The following is a 16,570-nucleotide window of genomic DNA, read 5'->3' on the forward strand; positions in this document are numbered from 1 at the left end:
AGGTTTAGATAGTAGAATTAAAGAAGACCATAAAGTATTATTAAAGTTGGATAACAAGATAGAAAATGGGAGATATTTACCATCATTTAATTTAGATTATGGATATAAGGATATTTTAAGTATTAGAAATATTATAGAGGATAAAGATATAAATACTAGTTTAGATATTAACTTAAAGTATAAAAATTTTTATTCAAGTATAGGATTTGATACAGACTATAAATCATTTAATCCTAGGGTAAACTTAGGTATAAACTTTGATATATCAAGATTAAATATAGATTCGTCTTTGGAATACAATAAAAGATTTAGAGCACTTTTTGCTTTGAAGTTTGATGTGGTAAAATAAAAAATTGAAAAAATCTAGCAAAAAATGTAAAAAAAGCTAGATTTTTTTATTTAAATGTGATATACTAACTAAGTTAGCAAGGTAAATTGCTAGAAATTATAGGTCGAAGTACGCCTTATTTCTATGCACTAAGAAGGTGCACACGAGGTAGAGGTGTACATAAAAAATTTAGAAATTGGAGGGAAGATATGCCTATTAAAAAATTAAAACCGATTACTAGTGGGACTCGGCATATGTCTATATTAGTAAACACAGAATTAGACAAAGTTAGACCTGAAAAAACATTAGTTGAACCATTAAACTCAGCTTATGGTATTGACAACTATGGACACAGAACAGGAAGAAACAGACACAAAGGACACAAGAGATTATACAGAGTAATCGATTGGAAAAGAAACAAATTAGGAATACCTGCAAAAGTTGCAAGCGTAGAATACGATCCTAATAGAACAGCGAATATTGCTTTATTACATTATGTTGATGGAGAAAAAAGATACATTTTAGCTCCTAATGGGTTAAAAAAAGGTGACACTGTACTTGCAGGAGAAAATGCAGACATCAAACCAGGTAATGCTTTAAAATTAAAAGATTTACCAGTTGGTACATTAATCCACAATGTTGAATTAATACCAGGTAAAGGTGGACAACTAGCGAGATCAGCAGGAACTGCAGCAAGACTTGTTGCAAAAGAAGGAACATACTGCCACGTTGAATTACCATCAGGAGAATTAAGATTAATTCACAAAGAATGTTTCGCAACAGTTGGAGTTGTTGGGAATTCAGAACACTCATTAGTTTCTTTAGGAAAAGCTGGAAGAAATAGACACTTAGGTAGAAAACCACACGTAAGAGGATCAGTAATGAACCCAGTAGATCACCCACACGGAGGGGGAGAAGGAAGATCACCTATAGGAAGAAAAGCACCAGTTACTCCTTGGGGTAAACCTGCTTTAGGTAAGAAAACTAGAGGTAAGAAAAATTCTGACAAATTTATAGTAAGAAAGAGAAAAAAATAGATTAGTGTTATAAAGTAAGGAGGAAAAATGGCTCGTTCATTAAAAAAAGGACCTTTTGCTGATCAATATTTATTCAAAAAAATTGAAGCACAAGGATCAAATAAATCAGTTATTAAAACATGGTCAAGAAGATCAACTATATTTCCACAATTCATAGGATATACATTTGCTGTTTATAATGGTAAAAAACATATACCTGTATATGTAACAGAGGAAATGGTTGGACACAAACTTGGAGAATTTGCTCCAACAAGAACTTACCATGGTCACGGTAAAGATAAGAAAAAATAAACCTAGATAAATATTAGTAACTTTATACGAAAGGAGAAAACGCATGCCAGCAGTAGCTAAATTACGTTATCAAAGATTAAGTCCTCAAAAAGCTAGATTAGTAGCTGATGTAATTAGAGGAAAAGATGCATTACTTGCATTAAACATTTTAAGATTTACAAATAAAAAAGCAGCTCCATTAATAGAGAAAACATTAAGATCTGCAATTGCAAACGCAGAACACAACTTAGGATTAAACCCTGAAAACTTAATAGTTTCAAAAGTATTAATAGATAAAGGGCCTGTATTAAAAAGAATGAACCCAAGAGCAATGGGAAGAGCAGATATTATAAGAAAACCACTTGCACACATAACAGTTGAAGTGGATGTAAAATAAGAGTACATAAGGAGGTAAGTCTGTGGGACAAAAAGTAGATCCTAGGGGCATAAGAATCGGTATTGTTAAAACATGGGATTCAAAATGGTTTGCCAAAAAAGGGAAAGAATATTTAAATAATTTTCACGAAGATTTAAAAATAAGAGAATATATCAAGAAAAACTACTACCAAGCTGGAATTTCTTCAATAGCTATTGAAAGAGTTTCTGAAAACGAAGTAACAGTAATAGTTTCTACTGGAAAAGCAGCAGTATTAATTGGTAGAAAAGGTGCTGAAATTACAGCATTAAGAGCACAATTAGAAAAAATGACAGGGAAAAAAGTTTTTGTAAAAGCTTTAGAAATTAAAAACCCTAACAAAGACGCACAATTAGTTGCAGAAAGTATTGCAACAGCTATTGAAAAACGTGTGGCATATAAGAGAGCAGTACAACAAGCTATTCAAAGAGCTGAAAAAGCAGGAGTACTAGGAATTAAAGTAATGACTTCAGGAAGATTAAATGGAGCAGAAATAGCAAGAAGTGAATGGACATTATCAGGAAGAGTACCATTACATACTTTAAGAGCAGATGTTGATTATGCAACAGCTACAGCTCATACAACATATGGAGCATTAGGGATTAAAGTATGGATCTTTAATGGAGAAGTTTTACCTACTAAGAAGGAAGGGGGAACAGAATAGTGTTAATACCTAAGAGAACTAAATATAGAAAACAATTTAGAGGAAGCATGGGAGGAATTGCAACTAAAGGTAACTATGTAGCATTCGGTGATTTCGGATTAGCTGCAAAAGAATTTGGTTGGATTACTTCAAGACAAATAGAAGCATGCCGTATTACAATAAATAGAACATTTAAAAGAGAAGGAAAAATCTGGATAAGAATTTTCCCTGACAAACCTTATACAAAAAGACCTGAAGGAACAAGAATGGGTAAAGGTAAAGGTAACGCAGAAGGTTGGGTAGCAGTTGTTAAAACTGGTAAAGTAATGTTTGAAGTTGGAGGAGTATCTGAAGAGAAAGCCAAAGAAGCATTAAGAAAAGCTGGACACAAACTACCTATCAAAGTTAAATTCGTAAGAAAAGAAGTAGGTGGTGATAAGTAATGACAGTTAAAGAAGTTAGAGATTTAGATTTAAATCAGTTAGAATCACAAGTAAAAGAATTAAAACATGAATTGTTTAATTTAAAGCTACAAAAAACTCTTGGACAATTACAAAACACAGCACAAATAAGAAAAGTAAAAAGAGACATAGCTAGAATGAAAACAATATTAACAGAAAAAACTGGAAAATAGGAGGATTCTCACGTGGAAAGAAACGAAAGAAAAGTCAGAGAAGGAATCGTAGTTTCTGATAAAATGGATAAAACAGTTGTAGTTGTTGAAAATACAATGAAACTACATAAGTTATATAAAAAGAGAGTAAAAACTTCTAAAAGATATAAAGCTCATGATGAGTTAAACGAATGTCGTGTAGGAGATAAAGTAAGAATAATGGAAACTAGACCTTTAAGTAAAGATAAAAACTGGAGAGTAGTTACTATCTTAGAAAAGGCAAAATAATTTAATAGATATTATTATTAAATGGGAGGAGGAACTATTAAATGGTTCAACAACAAAGTATACTTAATGTTGCTGATAACACAGGTGCTAAAAAAATCATGGTTATTAGAGTATTAGGTGGATCAAGAAGAAGATTCGGAAGAATAGGAGACGTTGTTGTAGCATCTGTTAAAGAAGCTATACCTAATGGAAGTGTTAAAAAGGGAGACGTTGTAAAAGCAGTTATAGTTAGAACTAAAAAAGAAGTTAAAAGAGTGGATGGTTCATATATAAAATTTGATGATAATGCAGGAGTTATCCTAAATGCATCAATGGAAATGAAAGGGACAAGAATTTTTGGACCTGTTGCAAGAGAATTAAGAGCGAAAAACTTTATGAAAATAGTATCACTTGCACCAGAAGTACTTTAGGAAGGAGGAATTTTTTGTGATTAAATCTAAAATAAAATCAGTTCCTAAGAAATTACATGTTAAAACTGGAGATACAGTTGTAGTAATTAGTGGAAGAAGTAATAATGACAAAAGAAGTAATAAATCTTCTCAAATGGGAGATAAAGGAAAAATAGGAAAAGTATTAAAAGTATTCCCTAAACTTGGAAAAGTAGTAGTTGAAGGTGTAAATGTTAAGAAAAAACACTTAAAACCTAATGCTATGAACACACAAGGTGAGATTGTAGAGAGAGAAGTACCAATTTTCTCATCTAAAGTAATGTTATGGGATGAAAGCGTAAAAAGCGCTACAAGAGTGAGATATGAAATAAAAGATGGAAAAAAAGTAAGAATTTCAGTTAAATCTGGAAAAGAAATATAAGGGAAGGAGGATACCTAAATGTCTACAAAATATATGCCTAGATTACAAAAAGCATACAAAGAAACTATGGTATCAGCATTAATGAAAGAATTAGGACTTTCTAACATTATGGAAGTACCTAAATTAGATAAAATAATAGTAAATATGGGACTTGGGGAGGCAGTAAATAACCCTAAATTAATAGATACAGCAGTTAAAGAATTAGCACAAATTACAGGACAAAAACCAGTTGCAAGAAAAGCTAGAAAATCTGAAGCTGGATTTAAATTAAGAGAAGGTCAATTAATAGGTGCTAAAGTTACTTTAAGAAAAGAAAGAATGTATGAATTCTTAGATAGATTAGTAAGTGTTACTTTACCAAGAGTAAGAGACTTTGAAGGAGTTTCATCTCGTGGATTTGATGGAAGAGGAAACTACACTTTAGGATTAAAAGAACAAATTATCTTCCCTGAAATCGAAATAGATAAAGTTGATAAAGTATTAGGAATGGGAATTACATTCGTAACAACTGCTAAGAATGATGAAGAAGGAAGAGCATTATTAAGAGCATTTGGAATGCCATTTGCAAAATAATAAGGAGGTGCAAAAGAATTTATGGCTAAAAAAGCAATGGTTCAAAAAAATCTAAAAATAGAAAAAACTATAGATAAATATGCAGCTAAAAGAGCTGAATTAAAAGCAAGAGCTAAACAAGGAGATAGAGAAGCACTTATAGAATTATCTAAATTACCTCGTAATGCATCACCTACAAGACATAGAAATAGATGTCAAGTAAATGGTAGACCAAGAGGGTTTATGAGAGAATTTGGAATATCAAGAGTAATGTTTAGACAATTAGCTGGTGAAGGTATGATACCTGGAATCAAAAAATCAAGCTGGTAATATTTGAGAGGAGGACAAACATGCATTTAACAGATCCTATTGCAGATATGTTAACAAGAATTAGAAATGCTAATATTGCAAAACATGACAAGGTTGCAATACCATTTTCTAAAATAAAAGAAAGTATCGCAAATATATTAAGAAATGAAGGATATATATCAGAATACGAAATAAGAGAAGAAGGAAGTATAAAAGATATAGTTGTAACTTTAAAAACTGTTGATGGTGAACAAGTTATAAAAGGATTAAAAAGAATTTCTAAACCAGGAAGAAGAGTTTACTCTTCAGTAGAAAGCCTACCTAAAGTATTAGGTGGTTTAGGAATAGCAATCGTTACTACACCCAAAGGTGTTTTAACTGATAAAGAATGCAGAAAGCAAAGTGTTGGTGGAGAGGTTCTTTGTTACGTTTGGTAATATAGCCTAAACACTTCTGGAAATTTACGCATATAAGGAGGAGAATAATGTCAAGAGTAGGTAAAAAACCTATTACTATACCTAAAGGTGTAGAAATTACAAATGAAGGTAATGTATTTACAGTAAAAGGACCAAAAGGTACTTTAACTAGAGAATTATCTTCAGAAATTAAAGTAAATATTGAAAACAATGAAATAACTTTTGAAAGACCAAATGACTTACCTAATATTAGAGCGTTACATGGAACTACAAGAGCTAATGTTAATAACATGGTAGTTGGAGTTAGTGAAGGATTCAAAATTAAATTAGAGTTAGTTGGGGTTGGATACAGAGTAGCTGCTAATGGTAAAGGTGTTACTATGGCACTAGGATATTCACATCCAGTTGAAATAGCTCCAATTGAAGGTATTACTTTTACAGTAGAAGGGAATACTAAATTAACTGTAGAAGGAATTGACAAACAATTAGTTGGTCAAGTAGCTTCAGATATAAGATCTAAGAGAGCACCAGAACCTTATAAAGGCAAAGGGGTTAAATATGCTGATGAGAAGATAAGAAGAAAAGAAGGTAAGAAAGGATAGGAGGTAGTCTAAATGATTAAAAAAGTAGATAGAAACTTAGCAAGAGTTAGAAAACATAAAAGTATAAGAGCTAAAATCAGTGGAACACCTGAAAGACCTAGACTTACTGTTTATAGAAGTTTATCTAACATCTTCGCTCAATTAATTGACGATACAACAGGAAAAACATTAGTATCAGCTTCAACTATTGAAAAAGGTAATAAAGTAGAACACGGTTCTAATGTAGAAGCTGCAAAATTAATAGGAAAAAGAATAGCTGAAAAAGCTAAAGATGCTGGAATTACTAAAGTAGTATTCGATAGAAGTGGATACATTTATACTGGAAGAGTAAAAGCATTAGCAGATGCTGCAAGAGAAGCAGGATTAGAATTCTAATAGGATAGGAGGATTTATTTTGGCAAGAGAAGTTAAAACTAACGAATACAAAGAAAAACTTTTAAGAATTAGTAGAGTTTCTAAAACTGTTAAAGGGGGAAGAAGAATTTCATTCTCAGTACTTGCAGCAGTTGGAGACGAAAACGGAAAAGTTGGAATAGGATTAGGAAAAGCAAATGGAGTACCTGAAGCTATAAGAAAAGCTATTGCAGGTGCTAAGAAAAATATGATAAATGTATCATTAAAAGGTGGAACTTTACCACACGAACAAATTGGAAAATTTAACGCTACATCAGTTTTATTAAAACCAGCTTCAAAAGGGACTGGGGTTATCGCTGGGTCAGCAACTAGGGAAATTTTAGAATTAGTAGGTGTAACTGACGTACTAACTAAAATAAGAGGATCTAAAAATAAAGATAATGTTGCAAGAGCTACATTAGATGGATTAAAAAAATTAAGATCAATAGAAAAAGTTGCTAAACTTAGAGGTAAAACTGTAGAAGAAATTTTAGGATAAGGCTAGGAGGATAGATTAATGACTAAAGTAAATATAACACTTGTAAAAGGAATTAATGGAAGAAAGCCTAACCATATCGCAACAATTAAATCTTTAGGTTTAAGAAAAATTGGTCAAACTGTAGAACACAATTTGACTGCAGATATAGAAGGTAAAATTAAATTAGTTTCTTATTTAGTTAAAGTAGAGGAGGTTTAAATCAATGAATCTTAATGAATTAAGACCTGCCGAAGGATCAAAAAGAGATAGAAAGAGAATCGGTAGAGGACATGGAACTGGTTGGGGTAAAACTGCTGGTAAAGGTCACAATGGACAAAAACAAAGATCTGGTACATACGTATCTGCTGCGTTTGAAGGAGGGCAAATGCCTTTAATCAGAAGAGTTCCTAAAAGAGGATTCTCAAATTCTGTATTCCAAAAAGACATGGTAGTAATTAACTTAAAAGACATAGTAGATAAATTTAATGATGGAGAAGAAGTAACTTTAGAATCTTTATTAGAAAGAAGAGTAGTTAAAAATGCTAACTTCATTACTAAAGAAACTGGAGAAAGAGTATACACTTCATTATTAAAAGTAATTGGAAATTACGAATTAGAAAAAGCATTAAAAGTTAAAGCACATAGAGTATCTAAAGGTGCTAAAGAAGCAATTGAAAAATTCAATGGTTCAGTTGAATTATTAGAAATCAAATCATTTGCAAATGTAGCAGGGAACGCTAAAGTAGTTGAAGGAGAGTAAGTATTACTTACTTTTTTCCTGTTTACATAATAATATAGAATAGAGGTGATTTCTTTGACATTTAAAGAAGCAATAGTAACAAGGTTTCAAGCCATGGTACAAACTCGTGAGCTTAGAAAAAGAGTGTTGTTTACTTTAGGATGTTTTTTAGTTGCTAGAATTGGTGTTCATATTCCAGTTCCTGGAATTAATATGGAATTATTCAGAGATTTTACTGGAGGAAGTAGCTTAGCACAATTTTTAAACCTGTTTACAGGTGGAGCTGTGCAGAGAGCATCTATATTCTCTTTAGGAATCACTCCATATATTAACGCTTCTATAGTATTTCAAATTCTAGGTGTATTATGGCCAAGAATTGAAGAAATGCAAAAAGAAGGTGGAAAAGAAGCAGATAAAATTACACAATGGACTAGATATTTAACTATAGTTACTACTTTATTCCAATCAGCTGGTATAGCTTTATTATTACAATCTAATAATTTAGTTAGAGAGCCTGGGACTATATTTGTATTAACTACAGTAGTATTAATTACAGGAGGAACTGCATTCTTAATGTGGTTATCTGAAAGAATTTCTATAAAAGGTATAGGTAATGGAACTTCAATGTTAATATTCCTAAATATAGTATCTAATTTACCTCAAGTAGTAAAGGGTACTGTAGATCAATTAAGAACTTCAGGAAGAGGTCCTGCTTTAGGATATATTTCATTAACTTTATTTGTAGTAATAATTATGATAATGGTTGTTATACAATTAGGTGAAAGAAGAATACCTATACAATATGTAGGTAAATCAAGTAGAGGTGTAATGGATCAACCATCTGTAGTAGGAAGAAAAACATATCTTCCTGTTAAAATAAATACTGCAGGGGTTATGCCAATAATATTCGCATCTATGATAATGGCTGTACCATCAGCTGTTATACCTTTAATTAAAGATGAAGCAAAAAGAGCATATTTATTAAATTTATTTGGACCTAAAGGATGGGCATACTTATTATTAACTATAGTTTTAATAGTATTATTTTCATTTTTCTATACTGCAATAGTATTTGATCCAGATAAAATAGCAGATAGCTTAAAACAAAGTGGAGGAAGTATACCTCTTAAGAGAGCAGGTAAAGAAACTTCTGAATTTTTAGAATATGTGGCTACAAGAATTACATTTGGAACTGCAATATTCTTAGCAATATTAGGTATTTTACCAAACGTTTGGTTTGGATATGTATTAAATATACCAGTAATGCTAGGAGGAACAAGCTTACTAATCTTAGTAGGAGTAGCAGTAGAATTAATTCAAAATATTGATTCACATATGGCAACACAAAAATATAAAGGGTTTAATAATATTAGAAGAAGAAGATAATCTTCTTCTTTTTTTATAATTATTTTTTTCTTTGATTTTCCTTATAATTTTTATTGACAAATCTTTTAAAATTTGGTAATATATCCTTAAAGGCATTGTATGTCAAAATTTTAAGGAGAAATGAGGAAAATAATATGAACAAAAAAACATTATTAGCATTATTAGGGATTTCAAGCTTAGCATTAGCTGCATCACCATTTGATTTCTCTAAAGCAGAACCATTTAAATTAGAAGCAGAAACTAAAGCTATAGTAGGAAACGTTATTGAAAAAGAATTCAATATTAAAACTACTACATTCGCTCACGAAAACAGATTAACTGTAGACTTATATGAATTTGCAAAAGTTACAGGAAAAGTTGCTTACGGAGCAGGAATGGGACAAGCTCAATTAATAGCAGATAAAACAGGAGCAGAAGTTGAATTAAACTTTAAAGAATATGGTAAATTTGATACAGCTATGTATGCAAGTAAAGATTTCACTGCAGGATATGAATACTCAACAAAAGTTAACAAAGTTAAAGTAACTGCAGACGCAAGATATGACTTAAGTGGAGAATTTAAACAACATGAAGTAACATTAGGTGCAAAATCTGAGTATATGGTAAATGATAAATTAGATGCATCAGCAAAAGTTAAATTAGGTTATGCTAAAACAAAAGGAGTAAATACACATACTGTTAAAACTGGAGTTGAAGGTACTGTAGAATATAGACCAACAACTAATTTAACATTAGGTGCAAAAGCTTCAGTAAACCCTACATTTACAATTAGCGAAAGTAAACTTTCATCAACAGTGATAACAAACAAATTATCAGGAGATGTAAAATATATTCCAGTAAAGAATTTAACATTAAAATCAAATGCTGAAGTTGAAGTTCCAGTAACTATTTCAAAAGATAATAATAATTTAAGTGTAATTGCAACTGTAAATGGTAAAGTAGGATCAAGTGTTGCTTATGATATTACTAAAGAATTACATAGAGTGGACTCTTTAGTTATTACACCAGCTTTAGAAACTAAGTTTTCTTATTCAGCATCACCTGTGTTAACAATAACACCATCAGTTAACTTAAAATATTCAATACTTAAAAATTTAGATTTCACATCTAAAGCTGCAGCAGAAGTTAAATTTGCAAATGATTCAAATAATAAATTTGGGTACAATTCAGTTGTGCCAGGAATTTCTGCAGGATTAAAATATACTTGGTAATAATAAATAATGGGCATTTAAATGCCCATTTTTATTACTCATATTTTTTAATTATCCATCTTTTTTTCCCTTTTTTACTATCTTCTAATTCTTCTGATATTAAAAATTTACCATATTTTCTTATAGTTAATATGTCATTTTTTTTTACTACCTTGTTTTTTTCCTTGCATACTTCATAATCTATTTGTACTAGTCCTGCTTCTATTAATTCTACTGCCTTATTTCTTGAGAGATTTGTAATATCTGAAACAAAATTATCTAATCTATTAGAACTAATATTAGATTTAATATCTTTATAATTATATGAAAAATTTTCTTTATTACTTATTTCTATTTTACATTCATTTTTCCCTATATGTTTTAAATTTTTTGTAATTACTTCTAATATACTATTAGAAACAATTATATATCCTACATTATTTTCAACAAAAATATCACCTATCATTTCTCTTTTGATATTAAGACCCATTAATGATCCAAGAAAATCTTTGTGAGTATACTCTCTAAATTTATTATTTATCCTTATTTCTAATATGCTATATTCAAATTCAGGTTCATATGGAGTAAAACATATCTGTTTTCTGTCATAACCTTTAGTATATGTGTATATATTGCCATAATTTTTACTCAGTTTTTTATAAATATTAGGGGTAACAAATATTTCAGTACATACACCTATTTCGTATTCTAAGGCCATATCTAAAGCGTTATAGACTTTAATTGCCATTTCATTATTACCGATTTTTCTTAAAAATTCTTCTTTATTTATTTTCACATTATCACCAAAGATATTTTAGCATAAAAAATATATATAGTAAAATTAAAATGAAAACAATTGCATATTATTAAAAATTAGTATTAAAACGTTTGCATTATATTGACATAATCTTTTTTCAAGTTATAATATATTAGTAAATATTAGGAGAGTGAGATTATGCAAAAGAAAAAAAATGCTATCATAGCATTTATGCTTTTAAGTTTTTTAGGTTATTCAAATTATACTAATGATGAAATTGATCAAAAAATCAATGAATTAAGAACAGAAATGCAAATGAACTATCTTAATAGAGCTAATGGAAGATATATTTTGCAAAGATATGATAATGGATTAGGTAATGATTTATCAAGAGCAAACAATTCTATAGCCTATGGTTTAGAAAATTCTATAAATGGTGATGAAAGCCTTGCACTAGGATATATTAACATACTTGGTGATAATAATATGAAATCGAATTATAGTTTAATTACTGGATATAGAAATAAGGTTTATGGTAGTAATAGTGCAGTAGTTGGAAGTAATATTAAAATAAATGAAGCAAAAAATTCTGAACATGGTCATGATATATTTGTATTAGGTTCTAATATTTCTGTGGAAGGATTTAAAGATGGAATAATTTTAGGTAATATGTCAGTAGGTAAAGAAAATGCATTATCTATAGGTAGTGAGATTAAAAAGAGAAAAATAGTATTCTTAAAAGATGGAGAAGTAAGTGAAGATAGTAGTGAAGCTATAACAGGGAAACAGTTATATACAGGAGAAAGTATTAATGTTGAAAAATGGAAGGAAAAATTAGGGATAGGAGAAAATTCTGTAGATAAACCTGAATTAGTAATACTTGACCAAAAAAAATCTAATCAAGCTGGTAATGATGTATGGAATGGTACTTCTAATGATTCTTTTGCATTAGGACATTATAATATTGTTGAAAAGAATATGGATAATAGTATTGCAAATAATACTTACATATTAGGTAGATCTAATACTACTTCTGGTTCTTTTAATCAAGTTATTGGATATAATAATAAGGTTAGTGGTAGTAATAGTACAGTTATAGGGAATAATAATATTGTTAATGAAGGTAAAAATTCAGAATATGGACATGATGTATATATTTTAGGTTCAAATATTAATGTTGAAAGTAATGTAAAGGATGCTATAATTTTAGGAAATGATTCTAAAGCGATTTCTAACGCTTTATCTATAGGAAAAATTGACAAAACTAGAAAAATAGTTTTTCTATCTAAAGGTGAAATTAGTGCTGAAAGTACAGAAGCTGTAAATGGTGCTCAGCTTTATGAGGAAAAAGAAGAAAGAAAAGAGCAAATAAAAGCATTAACTGATAATGATAAAAAAATAGAAAATAAAATTAAAAATTTAGAAACTAATAAGGCTGATAGAACTGAAGTTAAACAATTGATAGATGAAAAAGTAGATGGTCTTGTTTTTGAAAATTCAAATATGGAATTAAATAAAAAAGTACAGGAAATAAGGAAAGAAGTTACATCTGCTATAGCAATGGCAAATATTCCTAGTTTATTACCAGGTAGTAAATTTTCTATAGGTGCAGCTGTAGGGACTAATAAAGGAAATAGTGCATTTGCAATGGGTGTTAATGGGAAATTAGGTAATTTTGGATATAAGGCAAGTTTAGGAATTGCAGGTCATAAAAATGTTAGCTTTGGAGCAGGACTATCATATAGCTTTGGTAAAGAAGAAAAGGTAAATAAAGATTTAAATGAAAAGATAAATAAATTAGAACAAGAAATATTAGAATTAAAAAATATGTTGAAAAAATAATATAGGCCTCATTGGAGGCCTATTACCATATACTTAATCTTTTTTCTTTTTCTAGATACATTTTATCATCTTTATTAATACCAAATGCTGTGTAGAAATCATCAATATTTTTAGGTTGCATATTTGCACGTAATTCAGCTGGTGCATGAACATCTGTAGAAAGTAATAGGTTAGTGTATTCTGGTGTTGATTTAATAGCCCAAGATTTAGCCCAAGAAATAAAGAAATCTTGAATAGAATAATCTTCTAACTCTTTTAATGCATCAAGCGCACAACTTAATCCACCAAGATCAGCAATGTTTTCAGAAACAGTAAGTTTTCCATTAACAAAACCATCTTGATAAGGAATATTATCAAATTGTTCAACCATCTTTTCTGTTAATTTATTAAAGTTTTCAAAGTCTTCATCATCCCACCAATTATTTAGATTACCATCTTTATCAAATTTAGCTCCATTATTATCAAAGGCATGTGAAATTTCATGTGCTATTACTGCTCCTATAGAACCATAATTAGATGATTTATTTCTATTAAAATTATAGAAAGGTTCTTGTAATATAGCTGCAGGGAAGCATATTAAATTTAGTGTTGGATGATAATATGCATTTACAGTAGCAGGACTCATGGCCCATTTTTTTCTATCTACAACCTCGTTTATTTTCTTAAAATTATTTAGTAAAGAAACTCTTGTTATATTTAAATTATTATCAAAATATGAATGATCTTCTCTAACTATATATTTCTTATACTTTTCATCATATTCTTCGGGATATCCTATAAGTACATCCATACTTTCAAGCTTATTTATAGCTTGATCTATAGTATTTTTTTTAAGCCAAGTATTTTCTTTTAATCTTTTTTTGTATGTTAATATTATTTTGTTAACCATTTCTAATACATCTTTTTTTGCTTCATTACCAAAATATTTTTTTGCATAAAAATCACCTATAACACCAGAAAATATACTAGAAATATAGTTATAGCAGTATTTTTTGTTATCTAATGATTTTTCTTTTCCTAAAATATAGTTAGAATATTTTTCACCTAATAATCTTAAGTTTTCTGTTAATAAAGATGTGTTACTTAAAATATATCTAACTATCATCCAAGATTTCAATAATTCAAAAGTATTTTGATTGATAAATTGGTCAATGTTTTTAAAATAAACTGGTTCTGTAACTATTACATTATCTATTTTTTTGAATATTTTATTTATTACTTCATATATATTAATATTGTTACTATACTCTTTAAGTACATAAATATTCATAGGATTATATAGTTTTGAGTAATCAGTTCTTTCTGTAGAAGATTTAACATATTCAAAAAAAGATAAGTCATATTTTATTGCGTTATCTACATGTAATATGCTAGTTTCTTCATCAAAGAAATATTTTAATACTTCTACTGCCATTTCCCTATATTTTTCAAGAAATACTTCTTTTTTTTCTGTATAATATTGCTCCTTATTTGGTAATATAGTAGGAGCAACACTAAGGTATAAAGAGTGTTTGTTAGAATCTTTCATATCTATACTTACTATTGGGGAAAAAGGTAATGTATAACCATTACATATTAAGTGAAATAGTTTTGAATTAAGTGTATCAAAATTATCAATTTCTATTAAAAAATTTATCATTTTTTTTATTGGTTCTACACCATATTTGTCTCTTTGCTCTATATTTAATCCTTGCTTATATAACTTAAGGAAATTATTCATTTCTTTGCTTATTTCTTCATTTGAATTTGTTAAAAGTTTATCAATATCATTTAAAATAATATCCTCGGTTTTAAAATGTAATTCTGAGAAACTACTTATGCTAGTTCTACCTTCAGGTATAACGGCATTATCTAGCCACTTCTTATTAACTGCCATATATAGATTGTCTTTAAAATTTTCCATAATATCCTCCTAATTAATATGATTATACCATGAATATTAGACTTTGAAAAGTATAGAAAAATGTGGTAAAATATATTTGAGGTGATTATTATGAAAAAATATTTAGGTATAATGATATTAGCGTTTACAGCTATTTCGTGCACATCTTTAGACGAATATTTAAAAGATAGAAATTTAATTACACAAAATGATCATATTAAATATATTGAAATAAAAGAAAAAAAAGAAGAAAAGCCTGTCAAAAAAGAAGAAAAGAAAGTTGAAACAAAAAAACAAGAAATAGTTAAAGTAGAGAAGAAAACAGAGGTAGTAGAAAAGAAAGTAGACCCCCAAAAAAATGTAGTAAATCCTAAAAATGCAAAAACAAATGCAGAAGTTAAATCAACTATAATTAAGTCAGAAAACCCAGTTAAAGAAGTAAAAAAAGAAGAAAAGAAAGTGGTAGAGAATAAGGTAGTTGAAAAAAAAGAAGTTGTTGAAGTTAAAGTAAGTAATACTAAAATTGAAGAAACTGTAGTTAAGTTTGATGATACAGATTTAAAAATAGTTAAATTTATAGCAGAACAAGTTGTGGAAAATGAAGAACAAATTAAACGTAAAACTGTTGAAAGTATACAAAGATTAGAAGAAAAAGGATATAAGTATTCTGCAAGAGAATTTTTAGCTAAAGCTTATGATAATATTAAAAAGACTAATGTTAATTCATATATTTTGGCTGCAGCGAGAGTTATGAATAATATAGAAAGAGAAGGAAGATAATGAGGCTTGATAAATTTTTAAAAGTTACTAGAGTTGTAAAGAGAAGAACCATAGCTAATGAATTATGTGATTCTGGGAATGTTAAAGTTAATGGTGATGTAAAAAAAGCTCTTTATTCAGTAAAAGAAGGAGATAAAATAGATATTAAATTCTATAATAGAAACTTTGTAGTTAATGTATTAAAATTACCACCTGAATCATTAAGAAAAGAAGATATAGATAGTTATATAACTGTTGAAGAAATAAAAAATGCATAATTTATGTTATGCATTTTTTATTTTATAGTAAACCTTATACTATTGTTATTAAATATATTTAGTGTATATACCAGGTTGTTATCATATACTAAAGTAACTCTATCTTTGTTATTTTTAAGTTCTTTAAACATATTAAGTATAATAGACTTAGCTTCAACAGATTTAATATCGTTATCTGAAATTTCTATCAATAGATAAATTATTTCAGTAATATCTTCAAAATTTTCCTTGCTAGCATTAGAAAAATTAAAAATTAATTGTGTGACCTCAAAGTCGTTATACTCTATTATGAAATATGACTCAGTATATCCGAATATTTGAGAATAAAAATATATATTTGAATCCACTTCTTTGTTAGTGAATTTACTTATCTCGAATTTCGTTGATTTATATTTTTTATCAAAATCTTCTATTACATCATCAAGTAGCTTGTTTTTAAATATATTCTTATTAACACTTTCTATAGGAATAGTGTATTTTTTTGTTGAAATTACATATCTATTTAAAACAAATATCATGCTTAGAAGAAGTAATAATACTATTAAAAATCTAAGTTTATTATTCAAAATATCACCTCTCAATT

26 protein-coding genes are annotated in these 16,570 nt (G+C 28.7%); 23 read left to right on the plus strand and 3 right to left on the minus strand.

Annotation, left to right across the window (positions count from 1 at the left end; all coding sequences use genetic code 11):
* From AYC60_RS08915 to AYC60_RS02480, 20 genes are all read left to right on the plus strand, one after another.
* Positions 1 to 349 (plus strand): hypothetical protein (locus AYC60_RS08915; RefSeq protein ID WP_197416934.1); only part of this gene is annotated, 349 nt, incomplete at its 5' end.
* Positions 350 to 537: 188 nt separating this feature from the next.
* Positions 538 to 1,365 (plus strand): 50S ribosomal protein L2, encoded by an 828-nt coding sequence (gene rplB, locus AYC60_RS02390; RefSeq protein WP_067320853.1) that lies wholly within the window; start codon positions 538 to 540, stop codon positions 1,363 to 1,365.
* Positions 1,366 to 1,392: 27 nt separating this feature from the next.
* Positions 1,393 to 1,656 carry a 30S ribosomal protein S19 gene (gene rpsS / locus AYC60_RS02395; protein ID WP_067320856.1) on the plus strand — a complete coding sequence of 88 codons (264 nt, stop codon included), beginning with the start codon at positions 1,393 to 1,395 and terminating at the stop codon, positions 1,654 to 1,656.
* A gap of 43 nt (positions 1,657 to 1,699) precedes the next feature.
* On the plus strand, positions 1,700 to 2,032 hold the full coding sequence (gene rplV / locus AYC60_RS02400; RefSeq protein ID WP_067320859.1) for a 50S ribosomal protein L22: 333 nt from the start codon (positions 1,700 to 1,702) through the stop codon (positions 2,030 to 2,032).
* A gap of 22 nt (positions 2,033 to 2,054) precedes the next feature.
* The gene (gene rpsC / locus AYC60_RS02405) at positions 2,055 to 2,714 is read left to right on the plus strand and encodes a 30S ribosomal protein S3 (protein ID WP_067320861.1); all 660 of its coding nucleotides are present in this window, start codon (positions 2,055 to 2,057) and stop codon (positions 2,712 to 2,714) included.
* Entirely contained in the window at positions 2,714 to 3,136 is a 423-nt protein-coding gene (gene rplP, locus AYC60_RS02410) for a 50S ribosomal protein L16 (RefSeq protein ID WP_012859277.1), read from the plus strand. The genes rpsC and rplP overlap by 1 nt, the downstream gene beginning before the upstream one ends.
* The gene (rpmC, locus tag AYC60_RS02415) at positions 3,136 to 3,327 is read left to right on the plus strand and encodes a 50S ribosomal protein L29 (protein WP_012859276.1); all 192 of its coding nucleotides are present in this window, start codon (positions 3,136 to 3,138) and stop codon (positions 3,325 to 3,327) included. The genes rplP and rpmC overlap by 1 nt, the downstream gene beginning before the upstream one ends.
* A gap of 12 nt (positions 3,328 to 3,339) precedes the next feature.
* On the plus strand, positions 3,340 to 3,594 hold the full coding sequence (gene rpsQ, locus AYC60_RS02420; RefSeq protein ID WP_012859275.1) for a 30S ribosomal protein S17: 255 nt from the start codon (positions 3,340 to 3,342) through the stop codon (positions 3,592 to 3,594).
* A 41-nt stretch (positions 3,595 to 3,635) separates the two neighbouring features.
* Complete coding sequence (gene rplN, locus AYC60_RS02425) at positions 3,636 to 4,004, plus strand: 50S ribosomal protein L14 (RefSeq protein ID WP_067320864.1); 369 nt, start codon at positions 3,636 to 3,638, stop codon at positions 4,002 to 4,004.
* A gap of 16 nt (positions 4,005 to 4,020) precedes the next feature.
* Entirely contained in the window at positions 4,021 to 4,404 is a 384-nt protein-coding gene (gene rplX, locus AYC60_RS02430; RefSeq protein WP_067320867.1) for a 50S ribosomal protein L24, read from the plus strand.
* A gap of 18 nt (positions 4,405 to 4,422) precedes the next feature.
* The gene (gene rplE, locus AYC60_RS02435) at positions 4,423 to 4,977 is read left to right on the plus strand and encodes a 50S ribosomal protein L5 (RefSeq protein ID WP_067320869.1); all 555 of its coding nucleotides are present in this window, start codon (positions 4,423 to 4,425) and stop codon (positions 4,975 to 4,977) included.
* A gap of 21 nt (positions 4,978 to 4,998) precedes the next feature.
* The gene (gene rpsN / locus AYC60_RS02440; protein ID WP_067320872.1) at positions 4,999 to 5,286 is read left to right on the plus strand and encodes a 30S ribosomal protein S14; all 288 of its coding nucleotides are present in this window, start codon (positions 4,999 to 5,001) and stop codon (positions 5,284 to 5,286) included.
* 20 nt (positions 5,287 to 5,306) lie between these two features.
* On the plus strand, positions 5,307 to 5,702 hold the full coding sequence (gene rpsH / locus AYC60_RS02445; RefSeq protein WP_067320875.1) for a 30S ribosomal protein S8: 396 nt from the start codon (positions 5,307 to 5,309) through the stop codon (positions 5,700 to 5,702).
* Between the two features lie 47 nt (positions 5,703 to 5,749).
* Positions 5,750 to 6,283: a 50S ribosomal protein L6 gene (gene rplF / locus AYC60_RS02450; protein ID WP_067320878.1), complete on the plus strand. Its 534-nt coding sequence runs from the start codon at positions 5,750 to 5,752 to the stop codon at positions 6,281 to 6,283.
* A gap of 12 nt (positions 6,284 to 6,295) precedes the next feature.
* Positions 6,296 to 6,658, plus strand: a complete 363-nt coding sequence (rplR, locus tag AYC60_RS02455; protein WP_067320881.1) for a 50S ribosomal protein L18 — start codon at positions 6,296 to 6,298, stop codon at positions 6,656 to 6,658.
* Between the two features lie 16 nt (positions 6,659 to 6,674).
* Positions 6,675 to 7,175, plus strand: coding sequence for a 30S ribosomal protein S5 (rpsE, locus tag AYC60_RS02460; RefSeq protein ID WP_180136158.1), 501 nt, complete (start codon positions 6,675 to 6,677; stop codon positions 7,173 to 7,175).
* 18 nt (positions 7,176 to 7,193) lie between these two features.
* Positions 7,194 to 7,373 carry a 50S ribosomal protein L30 gene (rpmD, locus tag AYC60_RS02465; protein ID WP_012859266.1) on the plus strand — a complete coding sequence of 60 codons (180 nt, stop codon included), beginning with the start codon at positions 7,194 to 7,196 and terminating at the stop codon, positions 7,371 to 7,373.
* Between the two features lie 4 nt (positions 7,374 to 7,377).
* On the plus strand, positions 7,378 to 7,914 hold the full coding sequence (rplO, locus tag AYC60_RS02470; protein ID WP_067320885.1) for a 50S ribosomal protein L15: 537 nt from the start codon (positions 7,378 to 7,380) through the stop codon (positions 7,912 to 7,914).
* A 54-nt stretch (positions 7,915 to 7,968) separates the two neighbouring features.
* Complete coding sequence (secY, locus tag AYC60_RS02475) at positions 7,969 to 9,279, plus strand: preprotein translocase subunit SecY (RefSeq protein ID WP_067320888.1); 1,311 nt, start codon at positions 7,969 to 7,971, stop codon at positions 9,277 to 9,279.
* A 134-nt stretch (positions 9,280 to 9,413) separates the two neighbouring features.
* Positions 9,414 to 10,490, plus strand: coding sequence for a hypothetical protein (locus AYC60_RS02480; protein WP_067320891.1), 1,077 nt, complete (start codon positions 9,414 to 9,416; stop codon positions 10,488 to 10,490).
* A 34-nt stretch (positions 10,491 to 10,524) separates the two neighbouring features.
* Here the strand turns inward: AYC60_RS02480 and AYC60_RS02485 are convergent, their stop codons facing one another.
* Positions 10,525 to 11,265 carry a YlmH/Sll1252 family protein gene (locus tag AYC60_RS02485; RefSeq protein ID WP_067320894.1) on the minus strand — a complete coding sequence of 247 codons (741 nt, stop codon included), beginning with the start codon at positions 11,263 to 11,265 and terminating at the stop codon, positions 10,525 to 10,527.
* A 159-nt stretch (positions 11,266 to 11,424) separates the two neighbouring features.
* Here AYC60_RS02485 and AYC60_RS02490 point away from each other — a divergent pair, with 159 nt between their 5' ends.
* Positions 11,425 to 13,068 carry a YadA-like family protein gene (locus tag AYC60_RS02490; protein WP_067320897.1) on the plus strand — a complete coding sequence of 548 codons (1,644 nt, stop codon included), beginning with the start codon at positions 11,425 to 11,427 and terminating at the stop codon, positions 13,066 to 13,068.
* Positions 13,069 to 13,090: 22 nt separating this feature from the next.
* Here AYC60_RS02490 and AYC60_RS02495 read toward each other — a convergent pair whose 3' ends face one another.
* Positions 13,091 to 14,971, minus strand: a complete 1,881-nt coding sequence (locus AYC60_RS02495; RefSeq protein ID WP_067320900.1) for a M13-type metalloendopeptidase — start codon at positions 14,969 to 14,971, stop codon at positions 13,091 to 13,093.
* 90 nt (positions 14,972 to 15,061) lie between these two features.
* Between AYC60_RS02495 and AYC60_RS02500 the strand changes: the two genes are divergently transcribed.
* Together AYC60_RS02500 and AYC60_RS02505 are read left to right on the plus strand one after the other, a co-directional pair.
* On the plus strand, positions 15,062 to 15,730 hold the full coding sequence (locus tag AYC60_RS02500; protein WP_067320902.1) for a hypothetical protein: 669 nt from the start codon (positions 15,062 to 15,064) through the stop codon (positions 15,728 to 15,730).
* Positions 15,730 to 15,987, plus strand: a complete 258-nt coding sequence (locus AYC60_RS02505) for an RNA-binding S4 domain-containing protein (protein WP_067320905.1) — start codon at positions 15,730 to 15,732, stop codon at positions 15,985 to 15,987. The genes AYC60_RS02500 and AYC60_RS02505 overlap by 1 nt, the downstream gene beginning before the upstream one ends.
* A gap of 17 nt (positions 15,988 to 16,004) precedes the next feature.
* Here the strand turns inward: AYC60_RS02505 and AYC60_RS02510 are convergent, their stop codons facing one another.
* Positions 16,005 to 16,553, minus strand: a complete 549-nt coding sequence (locus AYC60_RS02510; protein ID WP_067320908.1) for a hypothetical protein — start codon at positions 16,551 to 16,553, stop codon at positions 16,005 to 16,007.
* Positions 16,554 to 16,570: the final 17 nt, after the last annotated feature.

The organism is Streptobacillus felis, assembly GCF_001559775.1.
Lineage (GTDB): Bacteria > Fusobacteriota > Fusobacteriia > Fusobacteriales > Leptotrichiaceae > Streptobacillus > Streptobacillus felis.

What these genes read in the sequence shown, in the direction of transcription:
- rpmD (WP_012859266.1), top strand. Translation starts at nt 7,194, where the DNA reads ATGACTAAAGTAAATATAACACTTGTAAAAGGAATTAATGGAAGAAAG.
- rplF (WP_067320878.1), top strand. Translation starts at nt 5,750, where the DNA reads ATGTCAAGAGTAGGTAAAAAACCTATTACTATACCTAAAGGTGTAGAA.
- rplR (WP_067320881.1), top strand. Translation starts at nt 6,296, where the DNA reads ATGATTAAAAAAGTAGATAGAAACTTAGCAAGAGTTAGAAAACATAAA.
- rplO (WP_067320885.1), top strand. Translation starts at nt 7,378, where the DNA reads ATGAATCTTAATGAATTAAGACCTGCCGAAGGATCAAAAAGAGATAGA.
- rplE (WP_067320869.1), top strand. Translation starts at nt 4,423, where the DNA reads ATGTCTACAAAATATATGCCTAGATTACAAAAAGCATACAAAGAAACT.
- rpsS (WP_067320856.1), top strand. Translation starts at nt 1,393, where the DNA reads ATGGCTCGTTCATTAAAAAAAGGACCTTTTGCTGATCAATATTTATTC.
- AYC60_RS02505 (WP_067320905.1), top strand. Translation starts at nt 15,730, where the DNA reads ATGAGGCTTGATAAATTTTTAAAAGTTACTAGAGTTGTAAAGAGAAGA.
- rpmC (WP_012859276.1), top strand. Translation starts at nt 3,136, where the DNA reads ATGACAGTTAAAGAAGTTAGAGATTTAGATTTAAATCAGTTAGAATCA.
- rplN (WP_067320864.1), top strand. Translation starts at nt 3,636, where the DNA reads ATGGTTCAACAACAAAGTATACTTAATGTTGCTGATAACACAGGTGCT.
- rpsH (WP_067320875.1), top strand. Translation starts at nt 5,307, where the DNA reads ATGCATTTAACAGATCCTATTGCAGATATGTTAACAAGAATTAGAAAT.
- AYC60_RS02490 (WP_067320897.1), top strand. Translation starts at nt 11,425, where the DNA reads ATGCAAAAGAAAAAAAATGCTATCATAGCATTTATGCTTTTAAGTTTT.
- AYC60_RS02495 (WP_067320900.1), bottom strand. Translation starts at nt 14,971, where the DNA reads ATGGAAAATTTTAAAGACAATCTATATATGGCAGTTAATAAGAAGTGG.
- rplB (WP_067320853.1), top strand. Translation starts at nt 538, where the DNA reads ATGCCTATTAAAAAATTAAAACCGATTACTAGTGGGACTCGGCATATG.
- rplV (WP_067320859.1), top strand. Translation starts at nt 1,700, where the DNA reads ATGCCAGCAGTAGCTAAATTACGTTATCAAAGATTAAGTCCTCAAAAA.
- AYC60_RS02500 (WP_067320902.1), top strand. Translation starts at nt 15,062, where the DNA reads ATGAAAAAATATTTAGGTATAATGATATTAGCGTTTACAGCTATTTCG.
- AYC60_RS02480 (WP_067320891.1), top strand. Translation starts at nt 9,414, where the DNA reads ATGAACAAAAAAACATTATTAGCATTATTAGGGATTTCAAGCTTAGCA.
- rpsN (WP_067320872.1), top strand. Translation starts at nt 4,999, where the DNA reads ATGGCTAAAAAAGCAATGGTTCAAAAAAATCTAAAAATAGAAAAAACT.